This is a genomic window from Cryobacterium sp. PH31-L1 (genome assembly GCF_030063145.1).
Taxonomy (GTDB): domain Bacteria; phylum Actinomycetota; class Actinomycetes; order Actinomycetales; family Microbacteriaceae; genus Cryobacterium.
The window spans coordinates 34,568-48,736 of the sequence record NZ_JASISM010000011.1 but is presented as its reverse complement, the minus strand read 5'-3'; the positions used below and the strand labels follow the sequence as shown (position 1 = coordinate 48,736).

The following is a 14,169-nucleotide window of genomic DNA, read 5'->3' as shown; positions in this document are numbered from 1 at the left end:
TATGACTATCGTCGCGCACGGCGATCAAAGACGGGCTGGACATGGTGATGATTCCTGATTCTCGCCCTACGTCACACGGCGGACTTGCTCTTAGCTACTGGCCTCACCCAACCCTGACACGTAGGGAGACGGACGCTGAGCGGGAACATCCACACGAGTACTGGGTTCTGCGCGTCACGAGCCCTAGAGTGTCGCGTTTTACCCTGCCCTTTGAACAGTCGCGCTCAGGTGCGTCAACTGCGACAGCGACGCGGGGCCTTTTGCGCCCTTCGTAAGCGCCAAGGTTTGGCGATATCAATTAGATTCACCGCGAGAGTAGAGCGATGCCTCGGCATCGCGGCGACGCGCGACATCGTCGACGACGAACTGCACGAAGTCCTCGTCACGATCGCCGATGACCACGTCTTCCACGGCATTGGTGGGCGGTTCACCTGGCCATGAAATCTGCCGAGTCGGCCGGTCGCGTTTCAGACGTGTGCCCGAGATCGCGACCCAGTCGCGAAGCCGCTGGGCGGGCATCCGCAAAATCTCGGTGCCAGCCGGGCGGGGCTGAGCCGTTCTGGTCGGGGGCGTAGGCGCCGAGCCAGTGCAGGTGCAGTGCGGAGAGTTCCCAGACGAGTTCGGGGTGTCCATGCCAGAACGGCGGCACAACGGATGCCAGCAGCCCGTAGGTGCGTCGCAGCCAGTTCGCCCACCGGTTGAATTCGAGCTATTCGGCCTCTGTGTCGGCGGCACTGACTAGGTTCCCATCAATGGGATGCGGTGGCTCCGTAATGAGTGGCTCGTCTAGGTCGTCCACTGATTCTGTCCGAGCGATTAATCGTTATCGCCGGAGGCCTACCCGCCCAAGGACGCTGCCATTGCAACCGACACATCCCGAGAACGGATACCGGTGTGAGCAACTTCTGCCTCGTGCACAATTGCGTACTGTGGTGCAGCCGCACTCCTTTCCGTGCGCGGAGCCCAGCGCTGAGCCCGGCCACCTCTTGGTTCGTGCGCGCGAGGTTGTGACCAAGGTCGACTGGTCCAGCATGAGGAACGTGTGGGTGGGCGCGCAATCAGTGACATCAGACGGGGTTCCCGTGATCGGCCGGACCCGTTTGAGCAGCATCTGTGTTTTGGGTGATCATGGTTTGTGGGGCATCGTGCTGGGCTTGATTAGCGGGCGACCACTCGCACAGTAGCTGATGACCGGAAACAAACTGCCGAACTGGCCAATTTCGACCCGAGGCGCCGGCAAGGGTGCTCGACGGTATGTAGGCAGAACCCATGTGTCAGGCTAGTTACTGTCTGGGGCGGGTCGCGTCCCGGCGCGTGTGGAAAGACGTTTGCGTTAGGTTATTCCACTGCATGTGCGGTTGTGCTTTTATAGATCATGACGACCAAAATGCCGCCCGACGTGGCTGAAAACACGGTCGCTTTCAGAGCGGCGTTGGCTGAGGTGGTACCGCCGAAGGACCCGTCTGATCTCCTGATCGCGACGTGGAATCTTCGGGCGTTCGGGGATCTAACGGCCAAATGGCGCTCCCAACCGGGGGACTCTCCTAAGCGGGACTGGTACTCCATCGCGTGCATTGCTCAAGTCGTGGCACGCTTTGACGTGATCGCTATTCAAGAAGTGCGTCGCAACACGACCGCCCTGCACTTTCTGCTCGAGCAGCTCGGCGACGAGTGGCGGGTGATCGTCTCCGACGTCACTGAGGGCGGGCCAGGCAACGGGGAACGGTTGACATTTCTCTATGACTCCACTCGGGTGCAGCCGTCGGGGCTGGTGGGGGAAATCGTTATGCCGGCGACGGTTAAGGGGCCCGCCGAACAGTTCGCCCGCACCCCGTACGCCGCCAGCTTCGTGCGTGGATCCGCGGAGTTCACGTTGACCACGCTGCACGTCATCTGGGGCGCTGATCCGAGTGCGCGGCTGCCGGAGATCACGGCGTTCGCAGAGTGGATGCGTGCCTGGGCGGACCGGAGCGACAATTGGAACCAGAACCTCCTGGTGCTGGGTGACTTCAACCTTGACCGCATCGGGGACCCACTGTTTGAAGCATTTGTGTCGACCGGGTTGTGGCCTCCGGCTGAATTGAACGACATTCCACGGACGGTGTTCGACAATGACTCGTCGAAGCACTTTTACGACCAGATCGCATGGTTCTCCGAACCTGACGGAAAATCCTTGCTGACCTCCCTAACGTACGCGCTGCGTGCCGGTTCGTTCGATTTTGTGCCGCACGTGCTCGGCGGCCTGACACGTGCGGAGGTGTCTTGGCGAATCTCGGACCACTATCCGTTGTGGGCGGAGTTCCAACTCACTCAGTGAGCTATTCCTGTCATTGCTACCTCTGCGGGCGGTGCGGGCAGGTGAACCCATCTGGGTACTAACTCGTCGATCGAGTGGAGACTGTCAGCGACGAGTCGATGGATCAAGCGGAGTCAGCGCGTGCATAAAGCGCGCCCTCCGCCTCGCGCCGTCTGGCGACGTCGTCGATGACGAACTGCACGAAGTCCTCGTCGCGATCGCCGATGACCACGTCTTCGACCGTGTCGGGGGTGGTTCTCCTGGCCAAGCCGTCTGCCGTGTCGCCCGGTCCCGCTCCAGCCGCGTCCCTGAGATCGCGACCCAGTCGCGCAGCCGCTGGCGGGCATCCGCGAAGTCTCGGTGCCAGCCGAGCGGCGCTGAGCCGTGCTGGTCGGGGTCGTAGGCGCCGAGCCAGTGCAGGTGCAGGGCGGAGAGTTCCCAGACAAGTTCGGGGTGTTGGTGCCAGAAGGGTGGCACGACGGATGCGGGCAGCCCGTAGGTGCGGCGTAGCCAGTTCACCCAGCGGTTGAGTTCGATCCATTCGGCCTCGGCGTCGTCGGCGCTGAGCAGGTTCCAGTTGATCGGATGCGGCGGCTCCGCCATGTGTGAGTCGAGGTCGTCCAAGGAGGCCTCTCGGAAGGCATCGTCGTGATCGCCGGATGTCCATTCGACGAGTGACTCCGACATTGCTGGTTCACCGCCTCGAGCCGGTGTGAGCAGCTTCCGCCTCGTGCTCGACCTCGATGTCCGAAGCTGTGCGATGGGTGCGGTCGACTTGATAGGTGGTGCGTGCGAGGTCGTGGCCGATCTTCTTGGCGACGAACTCGTCGCGGTGGATGGCTTCGCCGTCGCGTTCGACCTGGAAGGTGCGCACGTATCCTTCGGCGACAAAACTGTCGCCTTTGGCGAAGCGGGTAAGAGCTCGTTCGGCGGTGGCTCGGTACGCGACGAGGTCGTGGAAGGTCGGCTCCAGTGCGGTGAAATTGCCGCTGTTTTCGCGGAGAAAGTGCGGCTGGCCGACACGCACGTAGAAGCGGGTGTCGCCGTTCTCGGTGAGTGTTCGTTGCGGATCGGAAGAGATGAAGCCCGAGAGTGATTGCTGGGTGTGAAATGCCATGGGACCTTGCCTCCTGTGATCTGGGCAGACCGTCGTGGTCCGCGCTCGCTAGGAGGTGCACCTGCCGCACCATGGCGTTCGTGCCGGCATTCGACGGGAGACAGCCAGCGCGGCGGCTCTGGTTCCTGAAGATGGGCATGGGCACGACTGGGAAAAGCGCCGCGGAGGGCGCCGCATCAAGGGCCCCATCCCCCTCCCCTCCTGGCCGACTACGTCGGCGAGCCCACCCGCCCCTGCCCTGACGGCCAGGCTCTATCCCCCCTTCCGCTGGTTCAGCCGGGCGCACGCTTTTCGCGCCCGTGTCGAAACCCGGTGGGACAATCTGCGGATGCCGGCCGGGGCAGGGTCTCGTACTCCGTTTCACCAGGTTTCGGCACGCTCGCAAGCTCGCGGCGGGGCAAGCGGAGAGCCCGCGCTCCCGCCGCCACCCGCTGGTTGAGCCGGGCGCACGCTTTTCGCGCCCGTGTCGAAACCCGGTTAAACGATTTGCGGATGCCGGCCGGGGCAGGGTCTCGTACTCCGTTGCACCAGGTTTCGGCACGCTCGCAAGCTCGCGGCGGGGCCAGCGGAGTGGTCGCGCTCCCGCCCCGGGGAACCGTGCCGAGAAGACGTTGCTGGCAAAAGTTGGGTCTCGAGCACATGAGAGTCGAGGCGGCTAAGCGGAGCGGTTTTTTCCTACCTGAATGAGGGGGATCGGGAATTGGGATGCGCGCAGGGGGTCGAGAAGGTTGTCGGTGATCCCAGCCGTGAAGTCATTCACCTCGAGAACCTTGAACAGCGCCTCGCGACCGAATTTGGAGCTGTCGGCCACGAAGAAGGCCTCCTTTGCGATGGATCGCATCAACCTTTTCAACTCAACTTCGTAACTGCTTGTGTGGTACAGACCGTCGTCACACACCGTGTCCGCGCCGAATACAGCCACGTCCACTCGCAGGTTCGACAGTTGCATGACGGATGCTGGCCCCCACATCGTGTAGACATCGGGCAGAAGCTCCCCGCCGATGAACACGAGATGCGCCGACCGCCGCTGAGCAATCTCCACGGCAACCCGGAGGTCGTTCGTCACCACTGTGAGTCGCCGTTTCGTGAGATGGCGGGCGACCTCAAGCGTCGTCGTGCCTCCGTCCAGCAGCACGATCTGGCCATCGAGAATGCGATCGGCCATGGCCTGGCCTATTGCTCGCTTCTCCGCGATGTGCAACTCATCCGCGACAGGGGCGGGAGATTCAACGGGCGCAACGGGGACAGCACCGCCGTGGGTGCGCTGAATGAGACTCATCGCTTCGAGCCGTTCCAGGTCACGCCGAATCGTGGACGTGGTCACCGCGAAGCGCTTGGCGAGGCTGTTGACCGACTGGAAGCCGTGCGTTCTGAGGATCTCAGCTATTTCTGTCTGTCTGGACACGCGTGTACCTCCTGTGGATCTCTTCCTATGGATGCTATCCGCGCAGTCCGGTGAAAGTAAAGCATTCTGCGTGAAAACGCGCACTGGCTCTGTGAAAACGCGCAGGCACAAAGCTTTGGGCGGCTGACGAAGCGCCTTGATGGCCACAGTGTGCGTCAAATGCGTGAAACTGCGCAATTTGTGCTCATTATCGCTTGACAGATCGTGCGGATTGGGGATAAATTCCTCCATAGCGCGCATCACAGACGAGCCGCCTCGATCGTGACCGAGTCACGAAGCGTTCACAAAGGAGTTAACGAATGAACCACAAGCATGCCCTTCGGGGCGCCGTACTATTCGTAGGAGCGGCCATCGCTCTGTCCGGCTGCTCTTCTGTGGGCAGCGTCGGCGGCGGTGACACGAACGCCTCCGAGTCTCCCGAGAACATGGTCATGGTGACCGTCGTCAAGGCGCAGACCATCCCGTGGTTCCAGCGCATGGAGGTCGGCGTGAAGTCCTTCGCCGACCGCACCGGTATCGACGCCCGCCAGGAGGGCGCAGATGACGTCAGCCCGGAAAAGCAGGTACAGATCGTGCAGGACCTCATCGCCCAGCAGCCGACCGCCATCACCGTGGTCCCCAACTCGCCCGAAGCGCTCTCCTCGGTGCTCAAGCAGGCGCGGGACCAGGGCATCATCGTTGTCTCCCACGAAGCAACCGGAATTGAGAACGTCGACATCGACATCGAGGCCTTCGACAACGCCTCTTACGGCTCCGAGATCATGGACAACCTCGGTGAGTGCATGGGCGGAACCGGCGAGTACGTACAGTTCGTCGGTGGCCTCACGGCCCAGACGCACATGGAATGGGTCGGCGCGGCCTACGACAACCAAATGGCCAACTTTCCCGACATGACGCGCGTGGAAACACCCATCGAAAGCACGGATGACCAGGGCACCGCTTACGAGCGCGCCAAGGAAGTGCTGGCCAAGTACCCGAACATCGCCGGCTTCCAGGGCTCAGCCGGAAACGACGTTCCCGGAATCGCCCGTGCCGTGCAGGAAGCCGGCCTCGAAGACCAGGTCTGCGTGATGGGAACCTCCATCCCCTCCGTTGCGAACCAGTACCTGGCCGACGGCTCGATCGACAAGATCTTCTTCTGGGACCCGGCACTCGCCGGTGAGGCCCAGCTGGCGATCGCACAGATCTTGGCCGACGGCGGCACCATCGAAGCGGGTACCGACCTCGGCATCGACGGCTACAACTCGCTGAAGAAGCTCGACGGCTACGACAACGTCTTCGTCGGCGCCGCTTCGGTGGCCGCTGACGCTGAGACTGCTGCCAAGTACGACTTCTAGCAGTCCGACGTCGACGGGGCGCGCATCCGCTGTATGCGCGCCCCGGTTGTTTCGTGAGAAAGGTACTTCTGTGAATTCCCCAACCGCTTCTTCGCCGCCGGCGCCTTTCGTGTCGGCCCGCGGAATCAACAAGAATTTCGGTGGAGTCCCCGCATTGGCCGACGTTTCCATCGATCTCATCCCTGGCGAAGTGCACTGCCTCGCCGGTGAGAACGGCTGTGGCAAGTCGACCCTGATCAAGATCATCTCGGGTGCGGAACGCCCGGACTCGGGGGAGATCATCATCGACGGCGTCTCCTTCGCCCAGATCAACGCGCACGCTGCCATTCAGGGCGGCATCCAGGTGATCTACCAGGACTTCTCGCTCTTTCCCAACCTGACGGTGGCCGAGAACATCGTGCTTACGGCCGAGGTGGCTGTGGGGCGACGTCTCTACGCGCCGGCATCGATTCGGCCACGAGCCGAGGCCATCCTGCAGGAACTGGACATCGATCTGGATCTCGATCGCGAAGTGGGCACCCTCTCCGTTGCCGACAAACAACTGACAGCGATCTGCCGCGCCCTGGTCAACGATGCCAGGGCCATAATCATGGATGAGCCCACGACGGCCCTCACGCACACCGAAGTCAGCCGACTCTTCGCGCTCGTCGAGCGCCTGCGAACACGGGGAGTTGCCCTGATGTTCGTGTCGCACAAGCTCGAAGAGGTGCTCGCCATCTCCCAGCGGCTCACCATCATGCGCTCGGGCCGACAGGTTGTAAGCGGGCCGACAGCCGACTTCGACCAGCGTTCCATTTCGAGCTACATGACGGGGCGGGAAGTCGACGACTCCCGCGTGGTCAGTGAGTTGGATGTGAACGCGCCCCTCGCACTCGAGGTGACCAACCTCTCTCTGGCAGGTGCCTACCGAGACATCTCTTTCGGGCTCCACAAGGGCGAAATTCTAGGCGTGACCGGCCTGCTGGGCTCCGGGCGCACGGAAATTGCCGAGTCGCTCTTCGGCGTCGAAGTTGCGGACGAGGGTCAGATCAGGGTCGCCGGTGAGGTCGTGGCCATTCGCTCGATTCAGGACGCCGTCGCGGCCGGACTCGGATACGTGCCCGAAGACCGTCTCTCCCAGGGTCTGTTTCTGGACAAGTCAATCGCCGACAACATCGTCGCCGCCTCTCTGCAATCCCACCGCACCCGCTGGGGCATGCTGAGCCGAACGCAGACCGCAGCCACGATCAAGCGCTTCTTCGTTGGCCTCAAAATTAACGCGCGAAACGCGGATGCCCCGGTTCGCACGCTGTCGGGCGGAAACGCCCAACGCGTCGTTCTCGCGAAATGGTTGGCGACGGAGCCGACCGTGCTCATGCTCAATGGCCCCACGGTGGGCGTTGACATCGGTTCCAAGGAAGAAATTCTCGAGTTGCTCCGCGTCGAAGCGGCCAAGGGGATGTCGGTGATCATCATTTCCGACGATGCCCCCGAACTCGTTGCCGCGTGTCACCGGGTGCTGGTCATCAAGAACGGCCGACTGACGCACGTACTCGAGGGAGACCAGATCTCAGTGGACACGATTCAAGAACGGATGTCGGCCTGATGGACGTATTGCGCAGACTGCGAGGCACCAACAACGAGGGCGTGCTCGCCCTCGTGTTGCTCGGGCTCATCGTGGCGATGTCCATTGCCAATCCCACCTTCTTCACCCTCAACACCGGGTTCTCGATTCTTCGAAGCTCCATCGTGCCGGTGATCTTCGCTCTCGGCGTGCTCATCGTCGTGATCACGGGTGGGATCGATGTGTCGTTCGCGGCGATCGCCATCTTCGCCGGCTACTCGACCGTCAGTTTCTGCCTCACTGCCGGGTTCGATCCGGGCCTGCCGGGTATCTTCGCGATCGCGATCGGCGTGGGAGTTGCCCTCGGCTTCATCAACGGAATTGTCATCGCCCGATTCAATTTGCCCACGCTGATCGTGACGCTCGGCACCCAGGGCGTGTTCTTCGGAGCGATGTACACCTACGTGGGTGCCACGTACTTCGCGGACCTGCCGGGGTCGATGGCAGCGCTCGCCACGAGCAACCTTTTTGACGTCACTACAGACACCGGCCGGGCGTACCTGCACGTGCTGGTCGTTCCGGTAATCCTCCTCTGCCTGGCCGTGGGGTGGGTCTTGAAGCGCACCATGTTCGGCCGCTCCCTGTACGCCATCGGCGGTGACATCGAGGCTGCGCGACGAGCCGGATTCCAGGTGCAACGCACGCAGGTTTCTGTATACATGCTCGTCGGCGCCCTGGCCGCAATCGCCGGAGTCATCCACATCGTGCTGAGCCGAAGCGCCAACCCACGCGACCTCGTCGGCGGTGAGCTCGACATCATTGCTGCGGTCATTCTTGGTGGTGCCGCCATCTTCGGCGGCCGTGGTTCCGTACTGGGAACCGTGCTCGGCGTGCTGCTCGTGCAGGTCATCAAGAACAGCCTGCTGCTTGTCGGAGTGCCGAGTGCCTGGCTGCGAACCGCCGTTGGCGTCTTGCTCGTCGTCGGCGTGGGAATCCAGGCCATCGCCGCTCACCGGGATGCGCGACGAACGCGCGTCATTCAAGATCTCGACACCGACCTGAAGAAAGAACAGGAGTTGGTCTGATGAGCCAGAAATCACCGCGGCGCGACGAAGCGCCCTCGTCGACCTCGCATCCGGTTCGGCAATTCAACGATCAGGTGGGCAGCTGGACGCGGCGTGTGGCCCGCCCCACCGGCGTGCAGCGCGGAGCGGGACGCATGGTCGTTGCCCTACTCTTGGCCGTCGCTCTGTTCACGATTCTCAATCCGCGGGTGTTCTTGAGCCCGATCAACCTCCAGAACATCGCCGTGGCTGCTCCCGAGATCGGCATCATCGCGATCGCCATGATGCTCGTGATGCTTACAGGCGGCATCGACCTGTCACTGGTTGCGATCGCCAATTTCTCGGCCATCACGATCTCAACGTTGCACACGGCGGTCGCCGCAAGCGACCCTGGCCTGGCGGATAATCTCGGATTTCTCATCGTACTGGCTGGAATCGTGGCCGGGATGCTAGGCGGGGCCTTCAACGGATTCCTGGTGAGCGTCGTTGGGATCACGCCGATCCTGGCGACTCTGGCGACCATGCAGATCTACAATGGAATCGCCATTGTTTGGACGGGCGGATCGACCCTCTATGGGGCCCCGACCATGCTCGGCGCAATCGGTCAAGCGGCGGTCGCCAACATCCCCTTGCTGTTCATCATCTTCGTCTTCACGGCCGTTCTGGTGGCCGTGCTCGTGAATCGCACGGCCCTGGGTCGCATGATTCAACTCGAGGGCGCCAACACGGTGGCGGCACGCTACTCGGCAATTCCACGACGCGCGGTTCTCATGAAGACCTATACCGGGGGTGGCCTGCTCGCGGGCCTCGCCGGAGTGCTGTTCCTGGCGCGCAACCCCACGGCATCCGCCGACTACGGGTCTTCCTATGTTCTGCTCGTAATCGTCATCGCCGTTCTCGGGGGAACAAATCCGAATGGTGGCTTCGCCTCGGTTTTCGGCGTGGTGCTCGCGACACTCACGCTCCAGGTCGTCTCGAGCGGATTCACCGCGATTCGACTCTCGTCGTATGAGTACGCCATCGCCCAGGGCGTGATCCTGATCACGGTCATGATCATCGACTCGATTTCATCAACACGAACTAAACGGCCGAAGAAGACGAAGGCGCCGCCCGGCGCCGACACGACGACTTCCGACGCTGCCCTAGTACGAACCTGAGCTGGAAAAGGACCAAGACAATGAAAAAAATAATCAATGAGCCCAGCGCCTTCGTGGACGAGTTTGTCGAGGGGATTCTGCTGGCCCACCCCACCCTGCTCAAGACTCCCGGCCCTGACCGTCGTGTGCTGGTGCGAGCGGATGCTCCCGTCGCCGGCAAGGTCGGCATCGTCACGGGCGGCGGATCGGGACACCTGCCCCTCTTCAAGGGCTATGTTGGGCGCGGCCTGTGCGATGGCGTGGCCATCGGAAACGTCTTCTCGTCTCCCTCCTCCGCCCAGGTCTTGGAAGCGACCAAAGCGGTGAGCGGCGGGGCCGGGGTGCTGTACCTGTATGGCAACTACGGCGGCGACGTCTTCAACTTCGACCTCGCGACCGACATGGCCGAACTCGAAGGCATCGAAACCATGTCGGCTGTCGGGCGCGACGACGTGGCCAGCCAGCCGAAGGAACGATCCGCTGACCGCCGCGGCGTTGCGGGCATCATGTTCGCTTTCAAAGCGGCTGGCGCAGCCGCCGAGCGCGGCGACTCCCTGGCGCAGGTCGCCGCCGTTGCGGAAGACATCATCGACAACACCGCCACGATGGGCATCGGCCTGTCGCCAACCATCCTGCCCACCACCGGCAAGGCGAGCTTCGAGCTTGGTGACGGCGAGATGGAGGTGGGCATCGGCATTCACGGTGAACCCGGATTCCACCGTGGCGCCGTTGAGACGGCAGACCGCATTGCCGAGATGCTGACAGAACGTCTGGTGGCCGACCTCGGCATCACCTCCGGCGCCCGAGTCGCCGTGCTCGTCAACGGCATGGGCGCGACGCCGCTCGAGGAGCTCTACCTTCTCTTCCGGCGGGTGCACCAGCTGCTGGCCGAGCAGGGCATCTCGATCGACAAGAACTACATCGGCGAGTACGCCACGAGCCTCGAAATGGCTGGAGCATCCATCTCATTGCTGACGCTGAACGACGAGCGCCTCGCTTTGCTCAATGCCCCCGCCGAATCACCGTTTTTCAAGGAAGCGTGAGTCAACCATGAACGGAATTGAACTAAGCATCGCGGTTCGCAACTGCCTCCGCGAGTTCACCACCCACTCGGACGAACTGGGCGAACTCGATCGTGCCCTCGGAGACGGCGACCTGGGCATCACGGTGTCGCTGGGTGCCGCAGCCGTCGAAGAGGCGCTGGCCGTGCTTCCGGACGGGGCCACCCCCGCCGAGGTCGTGCTGGCCTGTGCCAAGGCATTCGCGAACGCGAACCCGTCGACCATGGCCGCGCTCGTGGCCGGCGCCCTGCTCGCTGGCTCGCGAGTGTGGGGCAAGGCCGAATCGATCGCCGGAGCGCAGATCGGGCAGTTTGCGCTCGCTGCCGCGGAATCCATCAGCCAGCGAGGCAAATCCCAGGTCGGCGACAAGACGATTCTTGACGCGATGTTCCCCGCGGCCGAAGCGCTGCTCAACGCTGCGCCCGAGGAAGACGCACTCGGCTCAGCTATTACTGCTGCCGAGAACGGAGTCATCGCGTCGAAGGAACTCCAGTCCCGACGCGGGCGAGCCTCTTGGCTGCAGGAACGCAGCATCGGACTTCAGGACCCGGGGGCAACGGCGTTCCTCAGATTCCTTCAGTCCTGGCAATCCACGAACACACCGGCAATCGCAACTACAACAGGAGAGCAGACAAAATGACGCAGATCGCATTCCTCGGACTCGGAACCATGGGGCTCGGCATGGTGAAAAACCTGCTCGCGGCCGACCACAGCGTCACCGTGTGGAACCGCTCAGACGCCCCTGTTGCGGAGGCCGTCGCGGCTGGCGCGACGTCGGCGCCCAGCGTGGCCGCAGCGGTCGACGGAGCAGAGGTCGTCATGTACTGCTTCAGCAATGACGAAGCGGTGCGTTCGGTTGTGCTCGAAGCCGGGGGACTCGCATCCGTCGTTGACAGCAGCTCCATCGTGATCGACCTTTCCACGATCAGCCCTGAGGCTAGTGCCGCCGAGCGGGAAGCGTATGAGGCGAAGGGTGTTCGTTTTCTGGACGCTCCCGTCTTCGGTTCGCGCGGGGAAGCGAACAGCGGCGGTCTGTGGATCGTGGTCGGCGGAGATTCCGAGGTTTTTGATCTCGCGAAGAAGGTTTTCGAGCCCATCAGTGAGACCGTGCACCTCATGGGTCCCGGCGGTTCCGGCGTGCGGATGAAACTCGTGGGCAACCTCGTCGTGGCGTCGCAGCTGCTGGCCCTGGGGGAGTCGCTCTCCTTGGCAGCGAAGGCGGGGCTCGATCTGAAGAAGGTTCTTCAGGTGCTCGAGGTGACCGACTTCCGTTCGCCCATCTTCGACGGTGTCGGCCCGGCCGTGCTCGCCGATGACTACTCGCCGTCGTTCGCCCTGAAGCTCATGCAAAAGGACGTCGGGCTCATCCAGGACTTCGCCTCCGGGCTCGGAGCGGCTGTGCCCACCGTGACGGCGGCCTCGCACTACGTGAATGCCGCGATGGATGCCGGCTGGGGAGAGGAGAACGCCTCCGCGCTCATCAAGGCGCTCGCCGACGAATCGGGAGTGTCCCTCGCCAGTAGCTGAGTGCCTGGAGGGGTCTCGCCGGGTCTCGACACGCTTGCAAGCTCGCGGCTCAACCAGCGGGTTGGTCGCTCTCGCACCCTGCGAGGCCAACTCCCCGTGGTCACAATTCAGGAAGAACGCCGCCGAGCGGCGTCCGCTTGCCCGGACCAGTGCGGCCGCGGTGCTTCCTATAAATAGGGGAGGCGTGCACTTGGCGGGAGCACTCCCAAGACCTAGTGGATGACAGCTCTCGAACGTGATGTGTTGCGAAGCGGTGTGTGTCGGTGGCGGCGCTCATGCGCTAACAACCTACTCAGGTGCACCTGCCGCACCATGGCGTTCGCGGCGGCAGTCGACGGGAGACATCCAGCGCGGCAGCTCTGGCAAATGAAGATTGACATGGGCAGGGTCTGGTCTCAAATGAGACCGGCCAATAGGCTGGGGCGCTATGGCCCTTCGACTGGTGCAGGTGAATTTCAAGGCGCGGGATGATTCGGCGCTCGGCCGGTTTTGGGCGGATGCGCTCGGCTGGGGAGTGTCCAGCGAAGGTCCCGGCGTGACCAACGTTGAACCGCCCGGCATCGTCCTGCCGGATCCGGCCGCTGTCTGCGTCGATGTCGTCACAGCCAAAGACCCCGAAACGGTCAAGTACCGTGCACACCTCGACCTAGCCACCTCGTCTTTGGCTCATCAAGCAGAACTGGTCGCGCGGTTGACGGCGCTGGGCGCAACATCCGCTGATATCGGGCAGGGCGACGTGTCGTGGACGGTTCTGGCCGACCCAGAGGGCAACGTCTTCTGCGTGCTCGAGCCTCGAGCGATCTACGCGGATACCGGGCCGATCGCCGCAGTAGTCGTCAGCTGCGCGGATCCGCGGGCGATGGCACGGTTCTGGAACACGGCTATGGACTGGACCCTCCATGAGGTGACCGACGATTTTGCACGGCTGCGGTCGGCGGCGGGAGTCGGTCCATATCTGGAGTTCGTTCGCGTAGCCGACATCACCGTGTGGACCCGCGTCCACCTCGACCTGCGACCGTACCCACACGACGACCACGCGGCTGAAGTCGCTCGGCTGCGAGCCTTGGGAGCGATGGATGCAGACATTGGGCAGGGCGACGTGCCGTGGGTAGTTCTTACTCATCCCGAGGGCAACGAGTTCTGCGTTCTCACTCCGGGGTGAGCACGCAGTGGGCGGGGTCACGCAGGTATAGCGGATGCCCCCAGTTCAGAAATGAGATTTTTGGCACGTAAACGTCGGCGCACGCAATTTCGAGCGTCGAGTTCGCCGTCAGTCCGGCTCGTTGACCGGCTCGGGTGCGGGCACATGCTGAGTCGGTACCCGCATCAGCGCTTCGATTTCCTCGCGGTTTGCGCGCAGCGCCTTGGCGTCGACGCGGGCGGTCCACATCTGCAGACTTGCGATGATGGGCGGTGCCGCGCGAAGCATAATCAGCCCGGTGCCGAAGGGTAGGGTGCGGATCGTGTCGGGCGGCATGATCGGGACCCGACGGATGGAGCGCTGCGATGAGCGTGAACCGCGATCGCCGATCGTCGTCGAGTCGGTCTGCTCGTCGCGGTCACCGATCAAAGTCGAGAGATCATGCAGGTCCCGAGAATTGGACCCACCCCCAAGCACGATCTTGACCATCGAGGAGTCCCAGATTGTCGACGCTCTTTGAAAAGTAGTCCGTTGGCGCTGAC

Annotated in this window: 11 protein-coding genes and 3 pseudogenes; 9 read left to right on the top strand and 5 right to left on the bottom strand. The window is 62.9% G+C overall.

Features of this window, described 5'->3' with window-relative positions; translation table 11 throughout:
• Positions 1 to 294 precede the first annotated feature (294 nt).
• Positions 295 to 817: pseudogene (locus tag QMF22_RS16305) on the bottom strand (hypothetical protein).
• 558 nt (positions 818 to 1,375) lie between these two features.
• On the opposite strand from QMF22_RS16305, the gene QMF22_RS16300 reads away from it, so the two are divergent.
• Positions 1,376 to 2,317, top strand: coding sequence for an endonuclease/exonuclease/phosphatase family protein (locus QMF22_RS16300; RefSeq protein WP_283455571.1), 942 nt, complete (start codon positions 1,376 to 1,378; stop codon positions 2,315 to 2,317).
• Positions 2,318 to 2,420: 103 nt separating this feature from the next.
• Here the strand turns inward: QMF22_RS16300 and QMF22_RS16295 are convergent.
• The 3 genes and pseudogenes from QMF22_RS16295 to QMF22_RS16285 form a co-directional block, all read right to left on the bottom strand.
• Positions 2,421 to 2,983: pseudogene (locus QMF22_RS16295) on the bottom strand (hypothetical protein).
• A gap of 7 nt (positions 2,984 to 2,990) precedes the next feature.
• Positions 2,991 to 3,413 (bottom strand): single-stranded DNA-binding protein, encoded by a 423-nt coding sequence (locus tag QMF22_RS16290; RefSeq protein ID WP_283455569.1) that lies wholly within the window; start codon positions 3,411 to 3,413, stop codon positions 2,991 to 2,993.
• A 655-nt stretch (positions 3,414 to 4,068) separates the two neighbouring features.
• Complete coding sequence (locus QMF22_RS16285; RefSeq protein WP_283455567.1) at positions 4,069 to 5,049, bottom strand: DeoR/GlpR family DNA-binding transcription regulator; 981 nt, start codon at positions 5,047 to 5,049, stop codon at positions 4,069 to 4,071.
• 68 nt (positions 5,050 to 5,117) lie between these two features.
• Between QMF22_RS16285 and QMF22_RS16280 the strand changes: the two genes are divergently transcribed.
• The 8 genes from QMF22_RS16280 (at position 5,118) to QMF22_RS16245 (ending at position 13,648) form a co-directional block, all read left to right on the top strand.
• A complete protein-coding gene (locus tag QMF22_RS16280; RefSeq protein ID WP_283455564.1) occupies positions 5,118 to 6,155 on the top strand; it encodes an autoinducer 2 ABC transporter substrate-binding protein in 1,038 nt (345 codons plus the stop codon).
• A 70-nt stretch (positions 6,156 to 6,225) separates the two neighbouring features.
• Complete coding sequence (locus QMF22_RS16275; RefSeq protein ID WP_283455562.1) at positions 6,226 to 7,740, top strand: sugar ABC transporter ATP-binding protein; 1,515 nt, start codon at positions 6,226 to 6,228, stop codon at positions 7,738 to 7,740.
• Positions 7,740 to 8,783, top strand: coding sequence for an ABC transporter permease (locus QMF22_RS16270; protein ID WP_283455560.1), 1,044 nt, complete (start codon positions 7,740 to 7,742; stop codon positions 8,781 to 8,783). Before QMF22_RS16275 ends, QMF22_RS16270 begins: the two co-directional genes overlap by 1 nt.
• Complete coding sequence (locus QMF22_RS16265; RefSeq protein ID WP_283455558.1) at positions 8,783 to 9,919, top strand: ABC transporter permease; 1,137 nt, start codon at positions 8,783 to 8,785, stop codon at positions 9,917 to 9,919. The genes QMF22_RS16270 and QMF22_RS16265 overlap by 1 nt, the downstream gene beginning before the upstream one ends.
• Before the next feature lie 20 nt (positions 9,920 to 9,939).
• Positions 9,940 to 10,941: a dihydroxyacetone kinase subunit DhaK gene (locus QMF22_RS16260; RefSeq protein ID WP_283455556.1), complete on the top strand. Its 1,002-nt coding sequence runs from the start codon at positions 9,940 to 9,942 to the stop codon at positions 10,939 to 10,941.
• A 7-nt stretch (positions 10,942 to 10,948) separates the two neighbouring features.
• Entirely contained in the window at positions 10,949 to 11,599 is a 651-nt protein-coding gene (locus tag QMF22_RS16255) for a DAK2 domain-containing protein (protein ID WP_283455555.1), read from the top strand.
• The gene (locus QMF22_RS16250; RefSeq protein WP_283455553.1) at positions 11,596 to 12,486 is read left to right on the top strand and encodes an NAD(P)-dependent oxidoreductase; all 891 of its coding nucleotides are present in this window, start codon (positions 11,596 to 11,598) and stop codon (positions 12,484 to 12,486) included. Before QMF22_RS16255 ends, QMF22_RS16250 begins: the two co-directional genes overlap by 4 nt.
• 427 nt (positions 12,487 to 12,913) lie before the next feature.
• On the top strand, positions 12,914 to 13,648 hold the full coding sequence (locus QMF22_RS16245; protein WP_283455551.1) for a VOC family protein: 735 nt from the start codon (positions 12,914 to 12,916) through the stop codon (positions 13,646 to 13,648).
• Between the two features lie 108 nt (positions 13,649 to 13,756).
• On the opposite strand, the pseudogene QMF22_RS16240 reads toward QMF22_RS16245, so the two are convergent.
• A pseudogene (locus QMF22_RS16240) lies at positions 13,757 to 14,140 on the bottom strand (TraM recognition domain-containing protein); the annotation flags it as partial.
• Positions 14,141 to 14,169 lie beyond the last annotated feature (29 nt).

Coding starts and splice junctions, on each gene's coding strand:
- QMF22_RS16255 (WP_283455555.1), top strand. CDS start 10,949: ATGAACGGAATTGAACTAAGCATCGCGGTTCGCAACTGCCTCCGCGAG.
- QMF22_RS16270 (WP_283455560.1), top strand. CDS start 7,740: ATGGACGTATTGCGCAGACTGCGAGGCACCAACAACGAGGGCGTGCTC.
- QMF22_RS16290 (WP_283455569.1), bottom strand. CDS start 3,413: ATGGCATTTCACACCCAGCAATCACTCTCGGGCTTCATCTCTTCCGAT.
- QMF22_RS16280 (WP_283455564.1), top strand. CDS start 5,118: ATGAACCACAAGCATGCCCTTCGGGGCGCCGTACTATTCGTAGGAGCG.
- QMF22_RS16285 (WP_283455567.1), bottom strand. CDS start 5,049: ATGGAGGAATTTATCCCCAATCCGCACGATCTGTCAAGCGATAATGAG.
- QMF22_RS16300 (WP_283455571.1), top strand. CDS start 1,376: ATGACGACCAAAATGCCGCCCGACGTGGCTGAAAACACGGTCGCTTTC.
- QMF22_RS16260 (WP_283455556.1), top strand. CDS start 9,940: ATGAAAAAAATAATCAATGAGCCCAGCGCCTTCGTGGACGAGTTTGTC.
- QMF22_RS16265 (WP_283455558.1), top strand. CDS start 8,783: ATGAGCCAGAAATCACCGCGGCGCGACGAAGCGCCCTCGTCGACCTCG.
- QMF22_RS16245 (WP_283455551.1), top strand. CDS start 12,914: ATGGCCCTTCGACTGGTGCAGGTGAATTTCAAGGCGCGGGATGATTCG.
- QMF22_RS16250 (WP_283455553.1), top strand. CDS start 11,596: ATGACGCAGATCGCATTCCTCGGACTCGGAACCATGGGGCTCGGCATG.